This is a genomic window from Vibrio sp. Vb0349 (assembly GCF_033338975.1).
In genome coordinates, this window is sequence record NZ_JAWOTS010000003.1 from 254,848 (window position 1) to 281,555 (window position 26,708).

The window sequence follows — 26,708 nt, forward strand, 5'->3', positions numbered from 1 at the left end:
GCGTGCTCTTGTTAACAAATTTTGAAATCTTGTTTCCTATAGGAAATTTTTGGTTGATTGTTCCCGTCACAGGCGCTATGTTACCAACTTGTTAGATGTAGAGATGCATATTTCCGTAAGAGATTGGTAAAGGAAACACGCAATCCAACGGAGTTTTTGCCCAAATTTAGGGCCGGATGTTCACTCTGTTCTGCTACGCAGTTCAGCTGTTTTTGAGGACAAATGAACCACAACCGCAAATCATAACTCATCTATTGCGGGTTCATTTTCAGATTTGGAAGGTCAACTACCATGAATAAGAGTTACCCTAACCACAGCTTGGAAAACTTTTTCTCTACCAACCTCTCTGCGACAGATGATGCTGTCTTTGCTGGAATTCAAGCGGAATCCGCTCGCCAAAACGAACAAATCGAACTTATCGCTTCTGAGAACATTGTTTCTAAAGCGGTAATGCAAGCTCAAGGCACATGCCTAACAAACAAATACGCTGAAGGTTACCCAGGTCGCCGTTACTATGGTGGTTGTGAGCACGTAGATACAGTGGAAGCCATTGCTATCGAACGCGCAAAAAAACTTTTCAATTGTGAATACGCAAACGTTCAACCACACTCAGGCGCACAAGCAAACGGCGCAGTAAAGCTGGCACTGCTTCAACCTGGTGACACCATTCTTGGTATGTCTTTAGACGCAGGTGGTCACCTGACGCACGGCGCACGCCCTGCACTTTCTGGTAAATGGTTTAATGCAGTTCAATACGGTGTTGATCGCGAAACACTGGAAATCAACTACGAAGATGTTCGTGAGCTAGCACTTGAGCACCAACCTAAAATGATCATCGCAGGTGGTAGCGCTATTCCACGTACTATCGACTTTGCAAAATTCCGTGAAATCGCAGACGAAGTAAATGCAATTCTTATGGTCGACATGGCGCACATCGCTGGTCTTATTGCAACAGGCGCACACCCTAGCCCACTGCCACACGCACACGTTGTTACGACTACAACACACAAAACATTGCGTGGCCCTCGCGGCGGTATGATTCTTACTAACCACGAAGACATCATTAAGAAAATCAACTCAGCCGTATTCCCTGGCCTACAAGGTGGCCCACTGATGCACGTTATCGCAGCCAAAGCGGTCGCATTTGGTGAAGCGCTTGGCCCTGAATTTAAAACTTATATTGATTCGGTGATCAATAACGCAAAAGTCCTAGCGGAAGTATTGCAAACTCGCGGTTGCGACATCGTAACTGGTGGCACAGACACGCACCTAATGCTGGTTGACCTTCGTCCGAAAGGGTTGAAAGGCAATAAAGCAGAAGAAGCTCTAGAGCGTGCTGGGATCACATGTAACAAAAATGGCATCCCATTCGATACAGAGAAGCCTATGATTACATCGGGCATCCGTTTAGGAACGCCTGCGGGTACAAGCCGAGGCTTTGGCGCTGAAGAATTCAAACTCATCGGTAATTGGATTGGTGACGTACTGGACGGTTTAGTGAACAACCCTGAAGGTGACGCAGAAGTTGAAAAACGCGTTCGCAAAGAAGTAAAAGAACTTTGCAGTCGCTTTCCTCTATACCAGTAAACGATTTTTTTGAAATCATAATAATTCCTGACAAGTTATTCGGAGATTAAGCAATGGACAAAACACTGAAGTTTGCAGATAGCCACGAGTGGGTACGTGACAACGGTGACGGCACAGTAACAATTGGTATTTCTGAGCATGCACAAGAAATGCTAGGTGACGTGGTATTCGTTGACCTACCAGACGTAGAAGACGAAGTTGAAGCAGGTGAAAGCTTCTCTCTCGTTGAATCTGTAAAAGCAGCGTCAGACATCTACGCACCAATCACTGGTGAAATCGTAGAAATCAATGAAGAACTAGAAGACAGCCCAGAGCTAATTAACGAAGAGCCGTACGAAGGTGGCTGGATCGTAAAAGTGAAGATGTCTGATGTATCTGAACTAGATAACCTGAAAGACGCAGACGAATACCTAAACTCTATCGAAGAAGAGTAATTAGGATGTGACGAAAGCTGTTCCCTAGTCTGTTTAGAGAACAGCTTTTTTTCTAGGTTCGGACGTATAATTTAATTTATCAGTAACGCAAATCCGCTACCCGAACCAAGGAGTAGGTAAAGGACAATGACTGAATTACTTCAAAGCCTCAGCACACAAAACGAGTTCGTTGCTCGCCACAATGGACCAAACAAATCTGACCAACAGAAAATGTTGGAAGCGATCAACGCAGTTAGCCTAGATTCGCTTATCGACGAAACCGTACCAGCACAAATTCGCCTAGAGCAACCAATGAGCTTGGCAGAAGCGAAAAGCGAAGCAGACATGCTGGCAGCAATGCGTAAGTTCGCCGATCAGAACCAAGTTAAACGTACATTCATTGGTCAGGGTTACTACAACACCTTCACGCCGAACGTGATTCTACGCAACGTGATGGAAAACCCGGGCTGGTACACTGCTTACACCCCTTACCAACCAGAGATCTCACAAGGTCGTTTAGAAGCACTTCTAAACTACCAACAAATGGTGATGGATCTTACTGGTATGGAAATCGCGAACGCGTCATTGCTCGATGAAGCAACGGCAGCAGCAGAAGCGATGACACTTTGTAAGCGTGCGGGTAAAAGCAAGAGCAACGTATTCTTCGTTGCTGACGACGTTCACCCACAAACCATCGAAGTGGTAAAAACTCGTGCGAAATTCATCGGCTTTGAAGTCTTGGTTGGTTCTTTAGAATCACTACCAGAGCAAGACGTGTTCGGCGCACTAGTTCAGTACCCAAGTACAACAGGTGAAGTTCGTGACCTAACGGACATCATCGCTAAAGCGCAAGCAAACAAAACACTAGTGACTGTAGCAACGGACCTTCTTGCTTCTACCCTACTTAAACCTGCAGGTGAAATGGGCGCAGACGTAGCAATCGGTTCAGCACAACGTTTTGGCGTGCCGATGGGTTACGGCGGTCCACACGCTGCTTTCATGGCAACGCGTGATAAGCACAAGCGTACAATGCCTGGTCGTGTTATCGGTGTTTCTATCGATACTAATGGTAACCAAGCACTGCGTATGGCAATGCAAACGCGTGAACAGCACATCCGTCGTGAAAAAGCGACATCAAACATCTGTACTGCTCAAGCACTGCTAGCGAACATGGCGTCTTTCTACGCGGTTTACCACGGCGCAGAAGGTCTACGCACGATTGCTCGTCGTACGCACCACATAACAGCCATCCTAGCCGCTGGCCTAACTAAAGGCGGCTTCGAGCTTGCTCACAACAGCTTCTTCGACACCATCACTATCAACACAGGTGCACAAACTGAAGACCTATACGCGAAAGCACTAGCCGCAGACATCAACCTACGTAAGTTGGGTACTCAGCTAGGTGTGAGCTTCGACGAAACCACAACCGTGGCAGATGTAGAAGCCCTATTCGCAGTATTCGGTGTGAAAGAAGAAGTCACAGCACTATCAACTGAAATCGCAGGCAACGAGTTTGCAGCCATTCCAGAAGCATTGCGCCGCACAACAGAATATCTAACACACCCTGTGTTTAACACGCACCACAGCGAAACACAGATGATGCGTTACCTAAAACAGCTAGAGAACAAAGACTTCTCACTCACGCACGGCATGATCCCACTGGGCAGCTGTACGATGAAGCTGAACGCAGCAGCAGAGATGATTCCAGTAACTTGGCCTGAGTTTGGTTCGATCCACCCGTTCGCACCAGCAGAACAAGCAGCTGGTTACGCAGCACTCGCAAAAGACCTTAAAGAAAAGCTATGTGAAATCACTGGCTATGACGCATTCTCACTACAACCAAACTCTGGTGCATCGGGTGAGTACGCAGGTCTTATCGCGATTCAACGCTACCACGAAAGCCGTGGCGAAGGTCACCGCAACGTATGTTTGATCCCAAGCTCTGCGCACGGTACTAACCCTGCGACAGCATCTATGGTGTCAATGAAAGTGGTTGTGGTTAAGTGTGATGAAGAAGGCAACATCGACATCGACGACCTAGCAGCGAAAATCGAGAAACACAAAGACAACCTATCAAGCATTATGATCACTTACCCTTCGACGCACGGCGTTTACGAAGAGAAAGTGAAAGAAGTGTGTGAAATGGTTCATGCCGCCGGTGGTCAGGTTTACCTAGACGGCGCTAACATGAACGCGCAGGTTGGTCTAACATCACCAGGCTTCATCGGTTCAGACGTTTCTCACCTAAACCTACACAAAACCTTCTGCATCCCGCACGGTGGTGGCGGTCCGGGTATGGGTCCTATCGGTGTGAAATCTCACCTAGCTCCTTTCTTACCAGGGCATATTGAAGACGGTGTAGAAGGCGCAGATTTCGCAGTATCAGCAGCAGATATGGGTAGCGCTTCTATCCTGCCTATCTCTTGGGCTTACATCGCAATGATGGGCGAAGCTGGCCTAACAGATGCTACAAAAGTAGCAATTCTGAACGCAAACTACGTGATGGAAACACTTCGCCAACACTACCCTGTTCTTTACCGTGGCAAAAATGGCCGCGTAGCGCACGAATGTATTATCGACATTCGTCCGCTGAAAGAAGAAACAGGTATCAGCGAAGAAGACATCGCGAAGCGTCTAATGGACTACGGTTTCCACGCACCAACTATGTCGTTCCCTGTAGCGGGCACGCTAATGGTTGAGCCAACGGAATCGGAAGATCTAGAAGAGCTGGACCGCTTCTGTGATGCGATGATCGCTATCCGCGAAGAAATGGAGAAAGTGAAAAACGGTGAATGGCCACTGGATAACAACCCACTTGTTAACGCGCCACACACTCAAGTTGATCTTTCAGCTGAAGATTGGGACCGCCCTTACTCTCGCGAGATTGGCTGCTTCCCGTCTAAAGCGACCAAATCTTGGAAGTACTGGCCAACGGTAAACCGCGTAGATAACGTATACGGCGACCGTAACCTAATCTGTTCATGCCCAAGCATCGATAACTACGAAGATTAATTTTTGTAGTCTCTAAATCGACAAAGGCGAACCGTTTGGTTCGCCTTTGTTTTTGGTGTGCCGCCCTAACATTTGTTGATACATCGAGAAGGAATGATGGCTAGTTATTGTTTGCACAAAAGTGATTTAGAAATACAGTGACTTCTGAGAACCTTTGAATTAGCACTAATATCTCAGAGCCTTAAAAGCTTGTTGGAAACTCCTCATGAACACTATGTTATGCAGGTGCTATGTAGTTTCTAGTTCAGTTGCAGTAAGTCCCATTTATTACCATAGAGATCTTGGAACACCACCACTGTCCCGTATTCTTCCACACGAGGCTCTTCATTAAATACAACACCATTTTTCTTCATCAACTCGTAGTCACGCCAAAAATCATTAGTTTGCAGAAACAGGAAAACACGGCCACCTGTTTGATTTCCTACTGCATGCGTTTGCTCCGGTGTACTCGCTTGAGCTAAAAGTAGGTTTGTACCATTGGAGTTTGGAGGAGAAACTTGAACCCAGCGTTTACCACCACCTAGGTTGGTATCTTCAACCAGAGTGAATTGAAGTTTTCGAGTATAGAATTCGATAGCATCGTCGTAATTTTCAACGACTAGAGCAATGTTTCCGATTTGCTGCTGAACAGTTTTGGCCATGATGATTTCCGCTGTGTCAAAACGCTAATTGTACGCTATTTTGAGACTTTTCTAGAAAGCACGTAACGCCTTGCAAATGTTTAAGGCACACAATACGAATGTTTACGCACAGCGCCTTTGCCACTAGAACCTACAAACAATATAGCTACCACAAGTGTCGAATCTTGATTGAGCAACTCATCAAAGCCTTAGCTATAACTCAAGAGCAAACCTCTAACCTAATAACGAAGGCTGCTCGTATACCACGGTATTATAGTTCTTCTAGTTTTCCCTTAGCTAAATCTTCTTGTTGCTTAAGGAACATGAAGAAGTTTGCCTCACTGATAAACGGGTTACCGCTTGTGCCGAGCTTCTTCCTATTTTCAAAAAGGAAATTTTTATGTGGATGGTTCGAAAGGTTAACGTTCACAATAGGTGCCTGTAGTGAAATTTTTCTAATTTTCTCCATGCTAGTCAGGAACTGGCCAATAACTTCTGGATCATTGCTACTTACGCTATGCCCACCAACGATAAAAGCACGATATTGTTCGCCATTATCTTCAACAGTGAAGTCTAAGGAATAATCACCTTCCGTGTGGCCAGGTGTGAGATAGAACTTAAACTCATGTCCACCAATAGCCATAGAGCTATCGCTTTTTATCTCTATGTCTAAATTTGGAGGAAGGAACTTGTTCTCACCTTCGCTTTTGTTTGATTGCTGTATAGATAGTTCATGAGCGCTTTTGGTCATCACGACTTTGGAACCATACTTCTCTTGAAGTAACTGGGCGCCTCCAACGTGGTCAGAATGCCCATGAGTTACCAATATGTGCGTTATTGGCTTATCTTTTAGCCCTAGCTTTTCTAGGTTGATAGGTATCCACTCAGAGTAAGGGAAATCAAGCGTATCAATGATAACCAGTCCGTCGTCTGTAGCAATGGCATATGATGAGACCCACTTGTCTCCTATATAATAGACATTATCAAACATTTGAAATGGTTCTACATAACCGTTCTTATCATTCATTGCTGGAACATATTGACTTAAAGAAGCAAAAGACGAAGCACTTAAAAGTAAACCTACAACAATTTTTTTCACGAAATCACACACAAATATATCCTTAATAATTTCTTATAGAACCTCGCGGATGAGAAAGCTCTAAACGATTTTCAGACGCAAATACAACTGCAAATACTTTCTACTTAGCTTTAGTTTTAGCTGACCGAATCACTTGTAAACTCGAATCCCATTAACTGCCTATGTATTCATGATTCTTTTAGAGGTTAAATAAATGAACTCAATTGAAGCAGAGTCATGAAGCTTCAATTGAGGTTACCGGCACAGCACAATGTGATAAACCTCTTTCAAGCAAACATTTGAATGCGATTTTTCCAATTTAAGACATGTTCAATAAATGCATCAACTCTTGCAGGCCTTTTATCGCGGTCTCGATACATAATGAATACTTCTTTACCCGAGCATTGCCATTCTGGCAACAAAGGCAGCAGGTTATGTTGATCATGATTTAGCTCATGAAAGTAATAGGTTGGAATCCACGCAATTCCTAAACCATGGATGACGGCGTCTCTAACTAGCAGTACATCATTTGAAGTGAATTGAAACTTTAGCGGATGATCAAATGTTTCATTGGTGATTTGATTAACTAATTTCCATTGGCTGTCGTTGTTTACCGTAATTAGGCGATGATGAACAAGTTGTTCTGGATGGGTAATCGGTTGGTGTTGTTCTAAATAGCTTCGTGATGCACAAAGCGCAAATGGAATCGACCATAATTTCTGAGCAATCCAGTCTTGTTCAATAAGATCACCAAGACGAAAACTAACATCGACACGGTTAGATACAAGATTGATTTTTTCATTCTGTACATCTAAATCGATACATATCTTCGGATGTTGCTCTGCAAATTCATAAACGCACCGCTTTAACCACATCTGTGTCATGTTAATTGGCGCTGATATTTTGATCGTTCCGCTTAAAGACTGACGCTCAGTCGCAATTCTCGATGTCACATTATTTAAGCTAAGAAGTAACGGCTCACAGAGTTGATAATATTTTTCGCCATCAGTTGTTAACGCAAAGTGGTGTGCACTGCGGTTAAATAGTCTGCAATTTAAGTTTGTTTCCAGCCTTTTTAACTTCCGGCTTAGCGTGGCTAACGGGACATTAAGACGCTCAGATGCTTGTGTTAGGCTTTGATAGCGAGCAACAGAAACGAATAACAAAAGATCATCCAAAGAGTGACGTTCCATATTTGGGATTAACCCTCTTAAATTTGGCTATTAAAAATCAAATATGAAATATATAGCATTATCGCGTCAAGTTAATTTTTATCAGGAAGATCTATGTCTAAGCATTTATCAATTTGGTGCGGTGTTGTTGTCGCTATCTTTTTTTGGTCTAGTAACTTTAACGTAATAAAGGCTATTAATAGCGATGTCTCTCCTTTGGATTCAGCGACGTTACGATTTTCCGTTGCAGCTTTAATACTCTTACTGATAAGAGGTACTAAACGCTCTCCATATGGAGCCAAACTCACACGAAAAAGTATGTTGTCGTTGTTTGTTATAGCAACCGTGGGTGTAACTATCCAAAACTTCTCTATTTTCTCTGCAATGAGATTTACTACCCCAGTTAACGCAGCGGTTGTTCAGGCAAACCTACCACTTGTCACTATCTTGTTGTCGGGCTTTATTCTCAAAACTTCCATTTCGGTTAAAACTCTTTTAGGTGCACTAATCAGTTTTTGTGGAGTGGTAATCGTCATTACAGGGGGAAATATTCATTCTATTAGCAGCAATAGTAATATTGGTGATCTATACATGTTATTTGCTTTAATTAGTGGGTGTTTATACACAATTCTAGCGAAGCGTTTAACATCTCATATCCCAGTAACTCAGCAGTTACGTTGGGTGTTAAGTATTGGTGCCATTCAAATGGTCGCTATAGCGATGTACCACGGCGACTTTAGCCGTAGCTTAAATGCCATAACATTTAAAGACCTAGCATTAATAGCTTACATGAGCCTGTTTGGAACTTTGATTGCTTATTACTTTTGGATGAAAGGCGCTATCGTTCTTGGTCCAGATAAGATGTCTCCATTATTTAATATTATGCCGGTATTCACTCTACTGATTTCGTTCATTTCTGGTGAGCAGGCTCAATGGGAAAATGTTTTAGGCGTCTTTATCGTTGCGGCTGGTGTGTATATAGGTAACTCAGCACCTTTTGCTCGTTTACGGAAGGTGGTGGAGTAAAAATAGACGCCAACCTTAAGTCGCATTATTTAGAGCAATACTTTGTTAATTGGCATAAGTTTTCTTGGTTTCCAATAGGTACACTTTTCGCTTTCGTCGTTCACTCTTTTATCTAATTTTATTGAGTGCATGTCGAAAATCTTCAATCTTTTGCTAAGAGCGTTTTTTACTATGTAAAAAACAGAGGAGAATGACCATGAAAAAACGACTCAACTATATTGAAGTAGCGCCAAAAGCAATAGAAATCCTATACGCTCAGGAAGCTTACTTCCATGAACAATTTAGCCAATCAGAAACTATGAACATGATCATATGGGAACTGGTTAAGTTACGCATATCGCAAATCAATCAATGTGCATTTTGTATCGACATGCATAGTAAAGATGCGCTTAAGTTAGGTGAAAAGCCGGAACGCATATGGGGGCTTAGTGCATGGAAAGATATGCCATTCTACAGCGATGCAGAACACGTTGCGCTTGGCTGGGCTGAATTACTAACTGCTGGCCTACCAGTAGATGATGATACCTATCAGCTGACCTTGAATACCTTTGGAGAAGAAGCTATGGTCAACCTAACAATTGCGATCAACGCGATCAATAGTTGGAACCGAATAGTTAAGGCATTTAAGCCAAAGGTTGGAGTCTATAAACCTCGATAATTCTATTTGACGGTTCTTACTTGTAAGCCACTGCTTATGCCTCAACTTTATATGATGAAAAGTACATGTGTATCACTTTCTCATTTAAGTTGAGGTTAAATAGGATGATTCATTTGAACTTAGAATTTGATATTTTAAAACCTCAAAAGGCTTTAGCTGGCTATGTTCAAGCCATTTGGTCAGCATCCGTCAAACCTGATACGACGCAAACCGTACGTAAACAATTACTCAGTGATGCTGGTACAGGTGTGGTATTCATTTTACAGAATGAAGTACAAATGGATGGTGAGTGGCAAACGCCGGGGGTTGTCCTACTGCCTATAAGCATTCTCGCACATCAGGTCTGCCTACCGCCAGGCGCGGTGATGACTGGCGTACGCTTTCATCCTGCTGTTGGTTATCAACTATTTGGTAAACGTCTAGAACAGCTATTGCGGATTCAAGACGACCACCCTTTGGCTTCTTCTGCGCTAGCAACATTTGAGTCTCTGCAAACAGCGCGTTCGCCATATGCAAGGATTTCTACGTTATATCGCTGGGTTCAAACACTGATTGAGGAATATGAACCGCAGTATGTCGGCCACATTATTGACCAACCTACAGGGACCATCAGTCAGCGCCAGAGAGAGCGCAATTTTCAGAAATGGTTGGGGATTACTCCTAAACATTACCAACGCATTAAACGAGTGAAGCACACTTTAGAGCAACTCCGAGCGCAACCCGATCTTACTTTATCGGAGTTGGCGCTGGAGCAAGGTTTTTCCGATCAAGCACACATGACTAGAGAGTGTAAGCAGATTGCGCGCATGACACCGAAGCAGTATGTCCGAAAGAGAAACCTCTAAACCTTATTAGCTTTCTACATCAAACCCCATTGATTCAGAATCGACCATATACTTGTTACAATGTTCGATCATATATCACCTACTTTTTCGATCGCTCATTCCAGCTTGATGTGAGTTGGTTAGCTCGCTTTTGATGCCGCGTGCCGCTCTACCATAAACGCGATCACTTCTTCGTTTAAGCAAGATTTGCTGATGTATTGGCGTTGTTTACCAAGGTGAAGGATAAAGCCCAAATCAGTTTGTTCGAGTTGGTCGATATCATTCCAAGCGAGGCTGCGGTCAACTTTACCGCTTCTGTAGCGCACGCCATCTGCATTAACTTCAAACACCACTTTGTTGCCACGACTTGAACTTATGGTTTGACGCCATAGCCACCAGGTTCTTTTGAAGTAAACGCTACACGCTTCAATCACACTCAATACGATAAAGAACCAACCGACGTAACCGTTAGGTAGCAGTTCAAACTCCAATAAAACCACACCAAAGATAAGAAACAGCATCCCTTTTAGGTACGCTTGTGGGAACTTCGTTGGCTGGCTAGTTTGATCATAACACTCAGCAAAGAAAGGTTTGTCGAGTATGTATTCTGTAGTGAATTCGAAATCTTTAGACATGTATGGTTACTTCAAGGCTTCTGTAAATGAGTAATCTTGGTTGCACTCTCGGAACACCTGCATTGTAGCGCTTCTCGGGATTTATCTTTAGTCCTTTTGATTCTGTTTTGTAAATCAATGATACCGCCACGCCAAAAGACCTCGGTGCACTCGCCAAGATCAAACAAGGCGAACCATTTGGCTCGCCTTGCTAATTAATAACCTGTGTGACTTGTTGAGGTTTTCTACTTTAGAGGGTCGTTGTCTGGCAACGCACTGTGTATCCATACTGCCAGTCGGTGTTTGATGCTTGCGCCGTCTAGCTTGCTTTCCGGTAGTGGCGTGATCTGTTTAGCATCAACCAAGAATAGGTAAATCGCTTTTACTCTTAGAGGTTGTGGTGACTGAGGAAGGTCAAAGCCTTGTAGCTTCGCCATCTTCCCACCAATCTCTAGTGCCTTCTTAACCAGTTTGTCTTCATTGTGAAGCTTGGAGCTTTTTGACATTTATAAATCCTCTTCTTCGCTTCAATTAAGAATACATGAAGTGTCGCGTATGGCGTGTTAGTAAGCTCGCATATTGATAAGTTTATGCCTTCTTACCGAGTAACTGATTGAAAAACGACCTTAATTCGTCATCACCAAGATTGAGCAGGTAGTCACCAATATACCATTCAACAATCGATTGATTTGGATGTGCCGTGACTTGCGGGTTACCAAACCAAATGCCCTTTTCCGTGGCAAACGTGTGTTGGAGTTCTTTCAACTCTTCGCAGCTAAATGGCAGGATAAGGTGCAACATATTTGCTTGAGGCTGGGTTGGTCTTACCGCCAAAGATGGGAACTCATCAATGATCTTGTAGATTTGTTTTGTTCGCTCAAACAGAGCCCGCAGCTGCGCCAACCTTTCATCGAACGGCATTGCCGCAGACACTACATAAGGTGTTCTACTAATGATTTATTTAGAACAGAGATCATGCTCACCGTAAACGAGCCACTTTGGCAAATATGCGGTTTCTGGAATTGTCCAGCCATACTTATCGTATGCCAATGCAGCAAGACCAATCAGTTTCAGAGAAACATTTCCTTTTGGCGAATAGCGAACATCTTCATTTATGTAGAACTGGTAATGCGCCTCTAACGCATCCCTCAGTGCCTCTTGATAATGTGCCTCATCGCCATCGATAATGGCAACAAACACATTCACAAATGGAATAAACAAAGAGTGTACATATGGCACTCTGGTTGATTCTAAGTATTGCGGGGAGGATTTCTCCATCACAGTTTGCAATAACTCTGGTAACGCTGATGAATTGCTAAATACACCGTTAACGAACTCGACTAGCGCAACATCGAATGGATCTTTTAAACGCACTAACGACTCATCCATGATGGTCATCAGCTCTACGCAGCGCCAATCTCTCGCGGCCATCGCTAAACAGATTTCATCCAACCAAGCATCCATCGTTCCCCCTGCAATAGAACGGTTACCTACTTCCGAAAAATGTCGGTGCCCAACGGAGAATTCAACCACTTTGTCTGAATGATTGGCCAGCAAGTACACGTTATTCAGTAACTCAAGCGCTCTTTTTATATAAGCTGGCGAGGCCTGATGTTGTCCGTATTTTGAAGCAGTGAAGAATGAATCAAGCGAATACCAAGCGTCGCCTTTCATTCTTTTGAGAGGTTGCTGATAAAAAGATTGTTTTTCATCAAGCATTTCTTCCCAGAAGTTGTAAAAATCTTCATCTTCCTCACGAAAAATACGCAATTTTCTTTCTTCAGGTATATCTAAATAGTGATTTTTTATTGTTTCCATCGTTCCCTAGCCTCGCATTATAAATTGTTCTAATTTTTTGCTGTGATGATATTCATCCTCAAAATCAAGCCGTGAATGATGCCGAAGTTGATTTATAAAATCAATTTATAATCAGTATGTTGTGTCGAAAGTTAATGCTTAATTGAAATGAATCGAAAAGCCGAAAAACATTTGAAATATAAGGCTACCGCACAAGCCGCGATGGGTAAGCCAGAACGTACCTGTCCATAAACAGTGGACGACGAATACTGACTTTGTGGAGTAAAGATAGACAGATATTCACCATTGTGTTCGCCTTTCTTTTTCTGTCGCTTTCGATAATACTCTTGCGCAATATTACTCAGCTGGAAATTTTATGCCTCAAGCAAACTCTGTGGTCGTACTCGACTTTGAAACCACAGGTCTCTCTCCTACTTTAGGTGATCGCGCAATAGAAATTGGTGCAGTAAAGTTAGTCAATGGCGAGGTTGTCGATAGTTTTCAGCAACTCATGAATCCCGGTTTCAGAGTGAGTTCTTTCATTGAGAACTACACCGGCATTACCAACAATATGTTGCGATCGGCACCAAGCTGCGAAGAGGTAATGGCGTCATTTAGTGAGTTCATTGCTGGCGAGAACCTTATCGCTCACAACGCGTCCTTCGATAAACGATTTTTAGATGCAGAGCTTGAACGAATCAACTGTGGTTATTCGGGTGAGTTTGCTTGCACCTTACTGGTGGCAAGACGGCTCATTCAAGATGCCCCATCACATAAGTTAAGTGAACTTGTTCGCTATAAAAATATCGACAACGACGGCGTTTTCCACCGTGCACTAGCCGATGCGCAAATGACAGCCAAGCTTTGGCTCTTAATGGTCGAAGGGATAGAAAACTCAGGCGTCGAAAAACCAAGTTTTCAGTTGATGCAAACGGTCAGTAAAACAGCCAAAGGAAAAGTCGACCTGCTACTCGCCAAAAGCCGTGCGTAACACCCTCCGAACTAAAAGCTGATTCTAGTCTCTTAGACGTTTAAGTGATTTTCGATATACATGCGATATTGGTTATATCTGTCAATATCGCAGTGCTTCTTATTCAAAACAAAGATCGCTTGGGTCACTCTATCCTCCAAAACTTCTAAAAAAATCGTGAATTATGTCTCACCGATTTAGATACTCGCTATAGTCACTCGAGACAATACGCAACAATTCGAGGTGTATTCACTGACTACTGATTTGTAAGCTATGATCAACAATGTTTTTCTGTTCTTAGAACAGTTTGCAGCTTTACTCATACTCGTACTGATTTCTGTTTTTGCTGTTGGCTTTTTATTTTTTGGTAAGGAAGCTCAAGAGTTTACACCAAGCATAAAAGGACGTATTACGAAGAACGATACTCCCATAAAGAATGCAAATGTAGTACTTAACATTCGGTCAGCAAATCGTTCTTTCGAACGTAGCTTCACCACGAATACAAATGGGGAATTCAAGTTTGATCCTGTTTTCAGAAAAAGGAACAAAGTTCTAAGTATTTTCGATGGCCTATTTCAAACAATATGCAGTGTAGAAGTGACCACAACCGTTGCCAATCAAAAGGTTGTTATTTGGAAAGGAATTTTCAGGCATCATGTCATCGGTATGAAGGAAAGAGTAAATATGTCTAATTTAAACTGCGAAGCCACCAACCCCATCAGAAAGTTTGAATTTCAATCCCATGGGGATTCCGTAAGTAGTCAATGTGACTTAAGTGATTACTTAAAAGTAAACAGATAGAGTAATGTTTACTCTATCAAACTCCTCAACTTCCTAATCCGAACGCGGCAGTTCGCTGGTCTCACCAACCAAACTGGCTTACTATGCCAGGTACCTAAAACGCTTTGTGAGTCACTCATGAGCAGAAAAAATAACAAAAATCTCAGCATTCTTCTTAAACTCAACACCTTTGTTTCACCTTATAAATGGCGTGTTGCTGCTGCCTTAGTTGCCCTAATCGCAACAGCCAGCCTAACGCTATCCGTCGGCTACGGCGTGCGCATTCTTATCGATCAAGGCTTTGCTCAGCAATCATTGCAAGAGCTTACCAATGCGATTCAGTTTATTGTCGGTGTCACATTGTGTATTGCCATTGGGACTTTCTTTCGCTTTTACCTTGTCTCTTCCGTAGGTGAGCGCGTTAGTGCGGATATTCGCCTTGCGGTGTTTAACCATGTGATTACGCTGCATCCGAGCTATTTTGAGACCAACAGTAGTGGCGACATTATGTCGCGCTTGACTACCGATACCACATTGCTGCAAAGCATTATTGGTTCATCGTTCTCGATGGCGATGCGTAGCGCTTTGATGTGCTTTGGGGCCATCATAATGTTGTTTGCCACTAACGTTAAGCTCACGCTGATTGTGCTTGCTTCTGTGCCTTTGGTTCTGGTTCCGATTTTGTTTTATGGACGACGCGTGCGTGCGCTCTCTCGCCAAAGTCAGGACTCAATGGCCGATGTCGGAAGCTACGCTGGAGAAGCGATAGAGCATATTAAAACCGTGCAAAGTTTTAGCTCAGAGTCGCATGAACGAGCGGCTTTCGCTGTCGAGGTGGAAAAAGCTTATGAAGTAGGCAGACAGAGAGTAAAGCAGCGAGCGATCCTGATATCAGGCGTTATTGTGATTGTGTTCAGCGCGATTGCAGGCATGCTTTGGGTAGGCGGCAGCGATGTGATTCACGGAAAAATGTCTGCGGGTGACCTAGCCGCATTTGTGTTTTATGCCATTATGGTTGCCTCATCGACTGCAACCATTTCCGAAGTCATGGGTGAATTGCAGAGAGCCGCAGGTGCTACCGAACGGCTGATTGAGATCCTTCAAGTAGCCAGTGATATTAAAGCGCCAAGCAACCATTTGCCTGTCCGTGCCGACATGCCTGCTGAGGTTAACTTTAATTCAGTGAGTTTCAACTACCCTTCTCGCCCAAATCAACCAGCTATCAAAGAGTTAAATCTAACTGCTGAACAAGGAAAAGTGTTGGCGTTGGTCGGCCCTTCTGGTGCAGGTAAAACAACACTATTCGAACTGCTGCAACGCTTTTATGATCCGCAAAAAGGGCAAGTGTTGTTTGGTGGTGAAGATATTCGACAGTTCGATCCAAACGAGCTTCGACGTCAAATGGCGCTCGTACCACAACAACCAGCGCTGTTTAGCCATGATGTTTTCCATAATATTCGCTACGGTAATCCTGAAGCGACGGATCAACAAGTTATCGAAGCCGCGAAAAAAGCCCATGCCCATGAGTTTATTGAGAAGCTTCCCGAAGGCTATCACAGCTTTTTAGGGGAGCGCGGCGTTAGGCTATCAGGCGGACAAAAGCAGCGCATTGCGATTGCTCGCGCGATTCTAAAAGATCCAAAAATCTTACTGCTAGACGAAGCTACCAGCGCCCTTGATAGTGAAAGTGAACATCACGTTCAGCAAGCACTTGAAGCTCTAATGAAAGGACGCACAACGCTGATCATTGCTCATCGTCTTTCGACTATCCAACATGCGGATAAAATTGCGGTGCTCGACAATGGCGAATTAGTCGATGTTGGTAACCACCAATCATTAATGCAAAGCTGTGAGTTGTATCAGCGACTTGTGGCATTGCAATTTAAGCACTTGGAGTAACGCCTAGTTAAGCGCTCAAAAATAAGCAAAGGCGGACCAAATAATTTAATAACAGGAGTTTAACGATGTTTTTGTGTCAGTCCAGCGAGCCCTTGCGAGACTAGGAATCTAATAGCAGCGCTCTGAGTGGTTAATGAGATAATTTAGACCATGAAAAGCTAGGGTAGAAGATCCCACATCATATCCCATCGTCGCTGTACAAGGTGACGAAATACAAAAGATGCCACTCGCAGTTAAACGAGCGGCATTAAACCAAGCAGCTCGCCTTTTAACAAAGGAATTCCAGTAAGAATCCAGTAACCAGCGTATTCTTCCTTCAACTAGAAACACCGTTCACAACCACCATATAAAAACCATTCAACTTCATTTGTAACAATCTAGGTTTCAAAAATAGGAAATCATTGCTGAAAAAGTTTACCGCGTTTTGTGTTGCTATCTATGGTTACAATGTTTGAGACATCAATGCCTTTAAACCAAGCAACACAAAAGCGGCACCGATATGAACAGCGAAGCGAAACAACTATTTTCTTATCTATGTCAGCGATACGATGCGCTTTCTCAAGAGCTTGAGTCTCGCCCTTTTCCTGAATTTTCTGAGACTATTACTCATCCTCTTGGGCACTGTTTAGTCCGTTGCCCAGCAGGTAGCCAACGCTTTTCTATTGTAGCAGTCAACTTTGCACCCTCCGTTCGCGGGCAAGGCGTGCTTACTGCATTTATCGACTACATCAAAAGCAATCCATACCACTACCAAGGTGTTGAGGTTGCAATCATTGAAAACAAGAACTTAGCTAAACGGCTTTTGTCTCTTGGCTGGAAGTACAAGTCCCTGTTTGGCAAAATTTTCTTCGCCAGCAAGCCAACCCTAGTAAAGGACTTTCAGTCTGCGTAATGGTTATTACGACACCGCATCGACATCCAAAGTAAAACCATCACTCAAAATCCGTAAGCATGTTGAAAAAAACTTGGCGATCTTCTGCAGTACTTCCTCGATGAGCAGTGTATTCAACGTGCGCCTCTGCGTTGGCTTTTGGGGATAGATTGATGCCCCATAACGCATTAATTTGGTTTGGTACGATGGAATAACGCATATCAACAATTCGCAATTCATTATTCGGATCCGTCGCTACAAAACCGTTTGAAAACCAACGGAAACGTTCGATGTCTCTTGCTTGTTGCGATTGCGGGTTTAGCCACGGAAATTGCTCTTTTATATTTAACTTTGGAGTTGATTCGCCAGGGTAAATTTTTATTGAACGCCCCACCCTTACGGCATCTACATAGTAGCTCTCTTCCGTTTCATAAATTAGTTTCCAAACCAAAAGATTGCTGAAACTTGGTTTGGCTTTTAATTGTATAGCGTTGTGTTGTCGCTCTTTGACGATTTCCCAACCAGCTACTTCTGCTCTATCTCGTTGTATCGTTCCAAGACTTAGGTAAGCCAGGCACCATAAAAATGCAATGCGGGCATAGTTTGGGCTTCGCTTCAGTGCAGCAAACAAAAGCAATATTGAAATAGGGAGTGTGAACGCGGGGTCGATTACCGAAATAGTGTTCCAAGCATAACGCGTGTTGCTTATCGGCCATAGAAGCTGTGTTCCATAACTGGTGCATGCGTCTAATAACGCATGGGTACTATAACCAAGCGCACAGTAAAGCCAACTCTGCCGGAAGCTTAGTCCTCGCTTCTTTGCGAACAACGGATACAACAACAAAGCACAAATGAAACTACCAAACGAGATAAACAAGAGCGAGTGAGTAAATTGGCGATGGTATTCCAAATACAGCAAAGGATCAGTTGAAGAACGGATGAGTACATCTAAATCCGGAGCCATCCCAGAGACCACACCCAACACGCCAACAACTGCAAGGTTTCGCTTGTTGCTCACGGCCAGTGGCAAAGTTGCACCCAATAAACCTTGCGTTAACGGATCCATCGTTCACTTCCTTTAGATAGATGAAGCTCAGCTGGAAAGCGTACACGCTCAATAGTCGGTTCCAATTTAAAAACCAGAAGGTTCTTCGACATAAATTATCCGCATTTAAGTGGAAAACAATACACGACTTAGTCATGCATTTGCTTGTTAAGCAACAAACACCTTGATTTAGTGTAAGAAGGAATCACGCCGTTCGCTAGTGAACGAACAAATCTGAGTCTAGGCTTGTTTGGTATTTCAAACCCGAAGGTTTATCTGACGCGAAAAAACAAGGCGATCCAAATGGCTCGCCTTGTTTCTAATTTACTGAACGATAAACGACAGGTGTTTAGTCTTGAGGATTCTCTTTCGCGTTGATTTCAGCGTAAGTGTGCAGCAGCTCCGTCAATGTTTTTACCCACGCAAAAACATCCGAAGGTGCATTTTCGATTAGTTTTTCCACTAGAGCACAGTGTGTTTCTAGCGTGATGGCCTCTTCCAAACGGAATGAGATCGCGTAGAAATGCCAAAGCACCAATCGCGTCATTCGCTCGCTATTTTGCTTTGCGTTGTCTGAGTCATCAAACGCTTGTTGAATTTCACTCAGTGCGATTGCTGTCATGCGTAGCATTGCATCAAGACGTGCAGACAACATGCGGTCTTCACTATCCACTTCTTCTTGATCAAAAGTGAACAGCTCATTCATCACGTCTTCTGGCACCATTTTACTGATCATACGAGCACTAAACTCTTCCAGCTCATGGCGAGGCATAGTTACAAGACAATCGAAGGTGTAATCACGAAGCATAAAATCACTCTAGGTTAGAAATCAATTTCAGCCTCGCATTCTAAATATTGAAATTTCAATTGCCAGTGTTAATTTCTATCCATCTACGAAAAACTACAAAACACCGTTGATTGCAATACCAACACCAATCCGCTGCTGATTATGATCATAGTCGATCAAGCTCTTACCATAACCCGCTGAGTATTGTGCGTACCCCTGAACTTTGCCCCAAATCGGAAATGACACACCCAGTTCTGCAAAACCCTTATGTGTTTGAAAGTTCTGGCGACCTAAAAAGGTAAACTCGTAACCATTCCACTTGTAAGCACTCGATAGCTCAAAGTGTCCCATATAGTCTTCGATATCCGGGTTATCATCACCTTTGGGATCATTAGGCGATGTCTTTTCATCTTCAGGTATACGCCACCAAGGCTGGATAGAAACCGCAAAATTGTCTTTTGCAAAGGTTAAGTTGGCATAGACACGGTTCCAACTGCGCGATAGCTCCTGTCTCTGACCGTTAGACTCATGTTCAATACCAAAACCTAACCAAGTCGAACCATCAAGTGGTTTCCAGTCTGTTGGGGTGTAGTAAAAAAGCTCTGGACGATAATTGGTTTCACGGAATGGACGAGATGCTGCACCCGTGTATACCTGCCAAAATGATTTAAGAGTCATTCCAAAAAACAGACCATCGCCATCAAACAACAAGTCATCATAGTTCATTGGTACTTTAAAACTGATTTGGAACTCCGCCTCTTCCTTACGCAGTTCATCGCCGTATTTGGTGTCGGCATACGCGCGTTTATTTACACGATCACTGTATGTAAACGGAAGAATATAGTTAACGCGATGCGCGACCAGACTAAACGGTTCGAACGCGTTTTCTCGTTCTGATTCCAAACGCTTGTCGACCAAACTTTCCTGAAGTTCTTCAGGCTCTTCAATTTCTGGATCAGCGGGCACTGTGCTGGTTACTGTGTCAAGCTCACACTGCGCGCGAATGCTCTTTATGGTTTCTTCACCTTTGCTTTGCTTTATTTTGTCTAGCAAACATAAATCATAAGCACTGGCTGTTTCTCCCATCGCAACTGGCGCTGCCAATAAACTCAGTATTGATATCCCTGCCACTTTTGAAGCCATCTGAAACCCTTAATATTCTTTATGTCAAACCAGATAATTTTAGTTTTTCTTGGTAAACCGCTTGCCATTCTGACGTTAAGGCAATGTTAAATGTCCGCCGACTTTACGTCTTGGATAAATGCAACAGACTTTAGACATATCGGTCAACTATGATCAAAGCGCAAAAAACAACCAAGAGTTGAGCATCATAGATAAAAACCACTCGTTTGCATGATGCTCATTTTATCTATGCAAAATACTGGCTCGTAACTTTGATTGCAAACCCGGCTATGAATAAACCCAAACCATAACCCAAATGCGCCAATGTGCTAAGAAAACGGGCTTTCCAAGGTGTTGGGGTTTTACTCGCAGCAAAACCAAATCCTAGACAAGGTTGAATGACCAAAAATGGGAAGATCAACGTTACCACGCCTGTAATTAAGCTGGGCATTAGACTGGGCTCTACCAACCAATGATGACCAAAAACAGTAACGTGAGCCAAAGCGAAAGTAACGCCGATGGCATAATGCAAAAACCAGCCAAGTGACTTTTCTCCCGGCATCGCCTCTGACGCCATAATTGGCGCATGCATAAGCTTTCCTTGGGGCATGTACAAAACCCAGCGCGCAACCAACGCATAGTTTAATGAAGGAATACCAAACACTCTCCTTTGTAACCATGCCCATAAATCCATTATCAAAGTGGCACCAATCCCTATTAGCACCGCTTGCAATCCCATTAAAAGCAGCATTTTTCTCTCCTCAAGTTTTTGATTTGTTAAGGTCTTAGTTGCATGCTACAACTTAAAGCCAACTTGAAGTCAATGGGGAATAATATGGATATTGCAGAAGTGGTTAGAAAATCAGGATTGCCGACTTCAACGCTCAGGTACTACGAACAGCTGGGGTTAATTCGCTCGATAGGAAGGAATGGATTGAGACGCCAATATTCACCAGAGGTACTCAATACACTCAATTTAATTAGTTTGGGGCGTATCGCTGGAATATCGCTTAACGAAATGGCAGAAATGTTGAATCAATCAGAAGTTTCAAAGCCATATATCGATCGTGACTTACTAACGAAAAAGGCACTTGAGATTGATGAGCAAATAAAACGTTTGAAAGCGGTGCGAGACAGCCTAAACCATGTTGCCACCTGCCCTCATGAGTCACATATGGACTGTTCTTCATTTCAGAAGCTTATGAAGGTCGTAAAGCGTTATGTCCCCCAAAAGCAGAGATAAACCGCTCTCCCTACCGTCCTATTCTTGATTTACAAGGAAGTAACTCGCGGTTGTGAGTTACTTCCTTTCATATTACTTAGCTTGCGATTTTACGTACTTCTTCACTTTTTTCATCGCCATTTTTTGCTTTAACGGTGAAAGGTAATCAATGAACAAGTTACCAGATAGGTGATCAATTTCGTGCTGCATCACAATCGCCAAGAACTCATCGCTCTCGATTGTAATCGGGTTGCCATCACGGTCTAGTGCAGAAACAACAACTGACGTGTAACGCTCTACATCTGCGTAGTACTCAGGAACAGAAAGGCATCCCTCTTGACCAAGTGCTTTGTTTTCTCCGCTCACCACTTCTGGGTTAACCAAGATTAAAGGATCATTGCGTTCGTCAGAGATATCGATGACAACAACCGCCTCTTTTCTGCCTACTTGGGTTGAAGCTAAACCGATACCATTGCCCGTTGCGTAAAGTGTTTCTAGCATATCGTCTATCAGCGTTTGTACTGTCGATACATCAGTGACTTTTTCTGCTTTTACTTTAAGCCTTGGGTCTGGAATGGAGAGAATTTCGAGGACTGCCATACTTACCTTTCATATCTATAAATCGTAATTCGTGGCGAATTATACACACGTTTCTCGATACATAAACCTGCTAAGCTATCTTGCGCACAAGGCATAAACCATTAACTCAAACGACAACACAATAAATGGGTTTGCCTTTTAGACAAAAAATCCTACAAACAGGAAACTAAAACGCCAGCACATTATGGCTGGCGTCTTGTCATGATCCTAATTGAATCGTTTGTTGTATTTTATCTACTGACTTTCCTTGGCTTTGAGTAATACTCTAATCGCCATTTTCTCACCACTTTTTAAAATTAAGTAGGCGATGCCAATCGTTATTAGCATTATGATAGCAATAAAAATACTTACCCCACCGAGCTCAGATAATAAATAAAACGGAGAAATATCTAACGACATTAAGATAAGAGAGAACACTACCAAACTTGCTAAAGTCCACAGTAAAACAGCATACCATCTTGTTTTTGATGGCATTACATCTCCAGTCTTGTAGCCGAAGTAATAACCAACACTCATGGCTGGGATTAACGTGCTAAGAAAGCCTGTACCACTCATTTCTATCCCAACAATATATTCAATGGCCAACAGCAATGCAGCCCAACAAACGGACGCCAGACACAACAGAGACGTAACAAGAAGTACCGATGGTGGCTGGTTTATTTCTGATTCTGAATAGTTACTTTTTAATTCCACTTTCATTTCCTTCCATTTATTTGAATAAAATAAGCGTTTTAGATCATGCTTCCGCTTGGACAACCTAGAGAAACAACACCGCCATAACTCGTTGTTGGTGTAGCTACCATGACTAAATCAACAGGAAGAAACACAACGTCCGTTGCTAACGACAAAGGAATGTCAATCAATGATAGTGGGTATAACGCGATAGAAGTAATATCAGCTCTTAAATAGCAAGGTTGTCGTGCGACTGATAACGCGGTGCCTGAAAACGGCTTTCCGTATCCGCCACCAGCATGCGCATCTATAGACGAACACCCCACCATTAAAGATGCTGACACCACAAGAAATACAACTTGTAGCTTTTTAAATAGTTTTATTTTCATTTAACCTAGATTCCAACTAACTGTTATTTTTTTAAAACTAAACCCTCTCTCTCAAATTGTATATTCAATAAGTTTACTCATATGGGTCTAGTGCAACCATGTTAATACGTTCTATGTATCAGAAACAATTCATTTATTTCCAATGGCACTAGTGAGATTATGCGACGTGATTGGAATCTCACTTAAGTTTTCATGGACCTATCGCGCTGAAAATTGAAGCCTCTACCTGTCATAGAATAAAAAGCCGTCAAAACCAGTTGGTTCTGACGGCTTTTTATTTTCTATTACACACTCGATTATTGTTGCAGATTCGCTGTGGCTTCTACTGCTTTGTAGAAGTCCAGCACTCTCTGTTTGAGGTTCGATTAAAACCCTATAAAACATTAAGCCGCAATATTAATTGAGTTGTTCTATATAGCGATTCAGCTCTACCGCATATGTTTTTTCATCAATCGCAGTGTCACCTATTTCTTCATCTAGAAATCCAAGTAGCATTTGTGCACCACCTTCACCATTATTTAACGCTTGCGTCAAGTAATAGGCTGAAAGCACCTTATTTTCAAGTAAACCACAGCCATCATCATACAAACATGATCCTAAATAAAATTGTGCACTAGCCAACCCATCATCAGCAGCCTCTGAGATTAAAGAAAAGCCCCGCTTAACATCCATGACTTTTGGCTCTTTCAGAAGGATTACCCCTAAAAGCTCTTTACTATGAACATCATCCACTTCGATAGCTTTGATCAATAAAGACTTTGCTCCTTGCACATCACCTTGTTCATAAAATTTATTTGCTTCGCTGTACAACTGCTCTGGAGCTTCTCGGGTCTTAGTTAGGAGGCTTTCTGTCGTTTTAGTTGCCTCAAACTTTGACGTAGTATCGTTACATGCCGTAACAAGGAGCACTACTAATAAAACGTTAACAATTCTCATGTTATTCCCATGTGCATTTGATAAACAAGACTGCTGTCGAGTATGAATCGTCATACTGACCGCTTACAATTTGAAACTTTGTATTGATAGGAGCTTTAGCACTAGCTTCACACATATTGGCAATTTGACCACGAACATAAGCACTCGAATCAAAGTTATACTTGTCTTCTTGAGAAATTATACTTGCTAATGAAACTCTAGATAGTTGAGGAGCTTTCCCATATTCCCTTTCAACTTTCAAATACTTCACATTAACAATCAAAATGCAGCCAGATGATTCTAGATTTGCATTGTGTACTCGATTAGCTAGTACTCTAACGTTTTGTCGGATAATATCAAAAAGAAGCATAGCTCTGCCTTTCTGTAATACCATCCCTAAGGCCATGGCTCTTCCACTATTTGCTTTCACTGCAGTAGAAGCTAGAGTTGACGACTGTATTGGAGCTAGAGACGAAAATTTACGTGAAGGAATAACAGCTTTGTTTTTCCAGTGCATTCGAACTGTTAACATACCAGACTTAACCGCCATGTTGCGATCTATCTGTTCCTTAAGCTTTTGTAACCTTTTCTCACCTGTAATATCATTTGGAAGCTTACGTAATGGTCCCGCAAGAGAAGTATCTTTTATGGTATTAACGGGAATTTTCTCATTATCTAATTTGCTTCTTAGTTCGACACAAGAGCTAAATAGTTTGTCAGCTGGATACATGTAATTAATGTAGTTTATTGATAACGGCGTATCTCTCTCGTGCGTTAGTATAGAAATAAATATACATAATGATTCTCTCAAAACCATCACTATGAACTGAATTGCATAAAGTTCCAAGCTCTAAGTTGTCCTAATTGTGAGATATACCCTAATCAATGAAAGTTAATTTATAGTTGGATATTTGTTAGAAACACTCAGCGGTCATTACAAATAAACATTCGTTAACTATATGTGTTGTCACCATTACATGTAAGATTATTAAAAATAAAGGCTAACCAGTTGGTTAGTCTTTATTGATATTACTGCTACAATTTTGCTTTGGCTTTTACGCGGACTTTAACTAACACATCGCCATCGACCAACCTAAGGTCGAATATTGGTGAATGTCGCGATGGTGACTCCATCACTTTGTGACGACAACGATTTTACCTCTGCGCTAAAGTAATACGGATTAAGTGGCATTTTGCTCTCTGCTGGTCGCGCGTAGTAAAGCTTGGCAGGCTGTTTTGCCATTTGTTGCGCGTACAAATACCCGACCAACGCATGTTCAAACTGGTGGTAACCATTTCCCCAATGGAACGCTTTGGTTGATTTAGGGCTTAGACCGACGCCTCCATATTGATGATCCACCCATACATCCATAAAAGTGGGTAACGTGTATTGAAGCGTTTCTTTCATCGAACCATCAACAAGGGAAACTGTCATCGCCGCTTGATCGAGCTCTGCCCATTCCCAAGACGAGCTATAATGCTTGTGCGGTCTTGATTGCCAAGCAGGAATGCTCTCTTGCGTCCATTTACTCTGCCATTCTGGTGAGAAAAGCGCTTTGACTTGCTCAAAGTTTTGCTGGTATTGCGCTTGTTTAAGTGTGTGTTTCATTCCTTTGAAACCAAACTCTGTCCAATTGGAATTCTCCAACAACTGACCAGTGAGATACGTCATCCAATACGCTTTGATGGTGTGTCCAAAATCATTGTGTTTCGCATCTGGCATCATTACCGCTTTGTGGTGTATCGCGCCATAAAAGCGCCGCTCTTTGTCGGAGTGGTAGTTATCCAGCATCACTTGCGTCAGCCACTCCAGATCTTGTTTCCACTTGGCTTGCGCTGGTTCTGGTAAAAGTGGCGCCGTTAACAACAGGTAGCCATTAATTTGGTCAAGTTGAGCGACTAGCTCTTGCTGCTTCGCACTTTCCCCATCACCGTCTTTCAAAACCCAAGCCAGACCGCGATCATCGCTTCGTCGGTATTGTTTAAATATAAACGCTTGCTGGTCGATAAGCGCTTGTTCGACCTTTGGATCTTGAGTCAAGTAGTAGTACATCGCCAAACCCACTAAGGCGTAAGCTTGGTCTTGAGAAGTTCGTTGTTGCCACTCCATCCCCGGTTTCCCACTACGCGTAAAGCTCACAAACCCGCCGTTTTTCTCATCTTGTAGATGATCAATCAGGTAATAAGCCCCTTTCTTTGCTAGCTCTAATGCTTGCTTGTCACCCGTAAGATGAAAAAGTACGCCATAAGCGTAAGTTTGGCGCGATTTCATGCGGGTGTACTCGCGATCGAAGTGCGGGCTAATCCACCCTTTGTTTAATTCTTCACACGGCTTTTGTGGGTCGAGAATGACACCGTTATCACAACGAAAAGTCGGAAAATTCCCCGCAGGTTGTCCATGCGCGCTTTCCATCATCCAATATGGGGCTAGGCCATTCGTCACATGGTTTAACCAATCATCCCCCGAAGGCAGGCCTACATCAGCAAAGCTGCTCATGCTCGTCGTTGCGAGCAATAAGGTAAGATATTTAAAAGACATAACACTCAATTAAGTTATTGAATTTTATCCAGTATAAATAACTCCCTTTACACATATTGTCGTCGTGGTCACAATCGCCTTACGCATTTGTTTGCA

General features: G+C 42.9%; 27 protein-coding genes and 1 pseudogene. 11 read left to right on the top strand and 17 right to left on the bottom strand.

The genetic code is table 11. From position 1 onward, the window contains the following. The first annotated feature begins 291 nt into the window (after positions 1-291). From R7Q47_RS06165 to gcvP, 3 genes are all read left to right on the top strand, one after another. Complete coding sequence (locus tag R7Q47_RS06165; RefSeq protein WP_005376430.1) at positions 292-1,587, top strand: serine hydroxymethyltransferase; 1,296 nt, start codon at positions 292-294, stop codon at positions 1,585-1,587. 53 nt (positions 1,588-1,640) lie between these two features. Continuing rightward, the gene (gene gcvH, locus R7Q47_RS06170) at positions 1,641-2,021 is read left to right on the top strand and encodes a glycine cleavage system protein GcvH (RefSeq protein WP_005376432.1); all 381 of its coding nucleotides are present in this window, start codon (positions 1,641-1,643) and stop codon (positions 2,019-2,021) included. 126 nt (positions 2,022-2,147) lie between these two features. Then, positions 2,148-5,012, top strand: a complete 2,865-nt coding sequence (gene gcvP / locus R7Q47_RS06175) for an aminomethyl-transferring glycine dehydrogenase (protein ID WP_154204337.1) — start codon at positions 2,148-2,150, stop codon at positions 5,010-5,012. A 239-nt stretch (positions 5,013-5,251) separates the two neighbouring features. On the opposite strand, the gene R7Q47_RS06180 is transcribed toward gcvP, so the two are convergent. The 3 genes from R7Q47_RS06180 to R7Q47_RS06190 all read right to left on the bottom strand — a co-directional run bounded on the left by R7Q47_RS06180 (position 5,252) and on the right by R7Q47_RS06190 (position 7,903). Beyond that, a complete protein-coding gene (locus R7Q47_RS06180) occupies positions 5,252-5,653 on the bottom strand; it encodes a VOC family protein (protein ID WP_137282666.1) in 402 nt (133 codons plus the stop codon). 250 nt (positions 5,654-5,903) lie between these two features. After that, complete coding sequence (locus tag R7Q47_RS06185; protein WP_239945295.1) at positions 5,904-6,731, bottom strand: MBL fold metallo-hydrolase; 828 nt, start codon at positions 6,729-6,731, stop codon at positions 5,904-5,906. Positions 6,732-6,997: 266 nt separating this feature from the next. Then, a complete protein-coding gene (locus tag R7Q47_RS06190; RefSeq protein WP_005376440.1) occupies positions 6,998-7,903 on the bottom strand; it encodes a LysR family transcriptional regulator in 906 nt (301 codons plus the stop codon). Between the two features lie 93 nt (positions 7,904-7,996). Between R7Q47_RS06190 and R7Q47_RS06195 the strand changes: the two genes are divergently transcribed. The 3 genes from R7Q47_RS06195 to R7Q47_RS06205 all read left to right on the top strand — a co-directional run bounded on the left by R7Q47_RS06195 (position 7,997) and on the right by R7Q47_RS06205 (position 10,411). After that, complete coding sequence (locus R7Q47_RS06195; RefSeq protein WP_154204335.1) at positions 7,997-8,908, top strand: DMT family transporter; 912 nt, start codon at positions 7,997-7,999, stop codon at positions 8,906-8,908. A gap of 196 nt (positions 8,909-9,104) precedes the next feature. Continuing rightward, a complete protein-coding gene (locus R7Q47_RS06200) occupies positions 9,105-9,566 on the top strand; it encodes a carboxymuconolactone decarboxylase family protein (protein WP_005376442.1) in 462 nt (153 codons plus the stop codon). Between the two features lie 104 nt (positions 9,567-9,670). Beyond that, entirely contained in the window at positions 9,671-10,411 is a 741-nt protein-coding gene (locus R7Q47_RS06205; RefSeq protein ID WP_170960428.1) for a helix-turn-helix domain-containing protein, read from the top strand. 119 nt (positions 10,412-10,530) lie between these two features. Here the strand turns inward: R7Q47_RS06205 and R7Q47_RS06210 are convergent, their stop codons facing one another. The 4 genes and pseudogenes from R7Q47_RS06210 to R7Q47_RS06225 all read right to left on the bottom strand — a co-directional run bounded on the left by R7Q47_RS06210 (position 10,531) and on the right by R7Q47_RS06225 (position 12,822). Continuing rightward, the gene (locus R7Q47_RS06210; RefSeq protein WP_213962484.1) at positions 10,531-11,025 is read right to left on the bottom strand and encodes a YcxB family protein; all 495 of its coding nucleotides are present in this window, start codon (positions 11,023-11,025) and stop codon (positions 10,531-10,533) included. Between the two features lie 224 nt (positions 11,026-11,249). Next, positions 11,250-11,510 (bottom strand): DUF5062 family protein, encoded by a 261-nt coding sequence (locus tag R7Q47_RS06215; protein ID WP_005376453.1) that lies wholly within the window; start codon positions 11,508-11,510, stop codon positions 11,250-11,252. A gap of 82 nt (positions 11,511-11,592) precedes the next feature. Then, a pseudogene (locus tag R7Q47_RS06220) lies at positions 11,593-11,961 on the bottom strand (threonine aldolase); the annotation flags it as partial. Next, positions 11,962-12,822: an immunity 49 family protein gene (locus R7Q47_RS06225; RefSeq protein WP_017820973.1), complete on the bottom strand. Its 861-nt coding sequence runs from the start codon at positions 12,820-12,822 to the stop codon at positions 11,962-11,964. 355 nt (positions 12,823-13,177) lie between these two features. Between R7Q47_RS06225 and R7Q47_RS06230 the strand changes: the two genes are divergently transcribed. The 4 genes from R7Q47_RS06230 to R7Q47_RS06245 all read left to right on the top strand — a co-directional run bounded on the left by R7Q47_RS06230 (position 13,178) and on the right by R7Q47_RS06245 (position 17,342). Then, the gene (locus tag R7Q47_RS06230; protein WP_017820974.1) at positions 13,178-13,792 is read left to right on the top strand and encodes a PolC-type DNA polymerase III; all 615 of its coding nucleotides are present in this window, start codon (positions 13,178-13,180) and stop codon (positions 13,790-13,792) included. Positions 13,793-14,044: 252 nt separating this feature from the next. Further along, positions 14,045-14,572: a carboxypeptidase-like regulatory domain-containing protein gene (locus R7Q47_RS06235; protein WP_248486356.1), complete on the top strand. Its 528-nt coding sequence runs from the start codon at positions 14,045-14,047 to the stop codon at positions 14,570-14,572. 117 nt (positions 14,573-14,689) lie between these two features. After that, the gene (locus tag R7Q47_RS06240; protein WP_248486358.1) at positions 14,690-16,450 is read left to right on the top strand and encodes an ABC transporter ATP-binding protein/permease; all 1,761 of its coding nucleotides are present in this window, start codon (positions 14,690-14,692) and stop codon (positions 16,448-16,450) included. Between the two features lie 499 nt (positions 16,451-16,949). Then, positions 16,950-17,342 (top strand): hypothetical protein, encoded by a 393-nt coding sequence (locus R7Q47_RS06245; protein ID WP_005376463.1) that lies wholly within the window; start codon positions 16,950-16,952, stop codon positions 17,340-17,342. Positions 17,343-17,382: 40 nt separating this feature from the next. Here R7Q47_RS06245 and R7Q47_RS06250 read toward each other — a convergent pair whose 3' ends face one another. From R7Q47_RS06250 to R7Q47_RS06265, 4 genes are all read right to left on the bottom strand, one after another. Continuing rightward, positions 17,383-18,387 carry a metal-dependent hydrolase gene (locus R7Q47_RS06250; RefSeq protein ID WP_318088710.1) on the bottom strand — a complete coding sequence of 335 codons (1,005 nt, stop codon included), beginning with the start codon at positions 18,385-18,387 and terminating at the stop codon, positions 17,383-17,385. 328 nt (positions 18,388-18,715) lie between these two features. Continuing rightward, on the bottom strand, positions 18,716-19,174 hold the full coding sequence (locus R7Q47_RS06255; RefSeq protein WP_005388759.1) for a hypothetical protein: 459 nt from the start codon (positions 19,172-19,174) through the stop codon (positions 18,716-18,718). Positions 19,175-19,267: 93 nt separating this feature from the next. Then, positions 19,268-20,296: a phospholipase A gene (locus tag R7Q47_RS06260; RefSeq protein ID WP_017820977.1), complete on the bottom strand. Its 1,029-nt coding sequence runs from the start codon at positions 20,294-20,296 to the stop codon at positions 19,268-19,270. Between the two features lie 226 nt (positions 20,297-20,522). After that, positions 20,523-21,026: a DUF2938 domain-containing protein gene (locus tag R7Q47_RS06265; RefSeq protein ID WP_005376471.1), complete on the bottom strand. Its 504-nt coding sequence runs from the start codon at positions 21,024-21,026 to the stop codon at positions 20,523-20,525. Positions 21,027-21,110: 84 nt separating this feature from the next. Here R7Q47_RS06265 and R7Q47_RS06270 point away from each other — a divergent pair, with 84 nt between their 5' ends. After that, positions 21,111-21,518, top strand: a complete 408-nt coding sequence (locus tag R7Q47_RS06270; protein ID WP_031778925.1) for a helix-turn-helix domain-containing protein — start codon at positions 21,111-21,113, stop codon at positions 21,516-21,518. Positions 21,519-21,590: 72 nt separating this feature from the next. On the opposite strand, the gene def is transcribed toward R7Q47_RS06270, so the two are convergent. The 6 genes from def to R7Q47_RS06300 all read right to left on the bottom strand — a co-directional run bounded on the left by def (position 21,591) and on the right by R7Q47_RS06300 (position 26,612). Further along, the gene (def, locus tag R7Q47_RS06275) at positions 21,591-22,097 is read right to left on the bottom strand and encodes a peptide deformylase (RefSeq protein ID WP_005388756.1); all 507 of its coding nucleotides are present in this window, start codon (positions 22,095-22,097) and stop codon (positions 21,591-21,593) included. Positions 22,098-22,331: 234 nt separating this feature from the next. Further along, positions 22,332-22,796 carry an ABZJ_00895 family protein gene (locus R7Q47_RS06280; RefSeq protein WP_017820978.1) on the bottom strand — a complete coding sequence of 155 codons (465 nt, stop codon included), beginning with the start codon at positions 22,794-22,796 and terminating at the stop codon, positions 22,332-22,334. Between the two features lie 32 nt (positions 22,797-22,828). Then, the gene (locus R7Q47_RS06285) at positions 22,829-23,158 is read right to left on the bottom strand and encodes a YceK/YidQ family lipoprotein (RefSeq protein WP_053349143.1); all 330 of its coding nucleotides are present in this window, start codon (positions 23,156-23,158) and stop codon (positions 22,829-22,831) included. A gap of 396 nt (positions 23,159-23,554) precedes the next feature. Next, positions 23,555-24,094, bottom strand: coding sequence for a tetratricopeptide repeat protein (locus R7Q47_RS06290; RefSeq protein WP_053349144.1), 540 nt, complete (start codon positions 24,092-24,094; stop codon positions 23,555-23,557). A 1-nt stretch (position 24,095) separates the two neighbouring features. After that, positions 24,096-24,920 (bottom strand): hypothetical protein, encoded by an 825-nt coding sequence (locus tag R7Q47_RS06295; protein WP_258656207.1) that lies wholly within the window; start codon positions 24,918-24,920, stop codon positions 24,096-24,098. A 246-nt stretch (positions 24,921-25,166) separates the two neighbouring features. After that, positions 25,167-26,612, bottom strand: coding sequence for an AGE family epimerase/isomerase (locus R7Q47_RS06300; protein WP_213886083.1), 1,446 nt, complete (start codon positions 26,610-26,612; stop codon positions 25,167-25,169). Between the last annotated feature and the right edge of the window lie 96 nt (positions 26,613-26,708).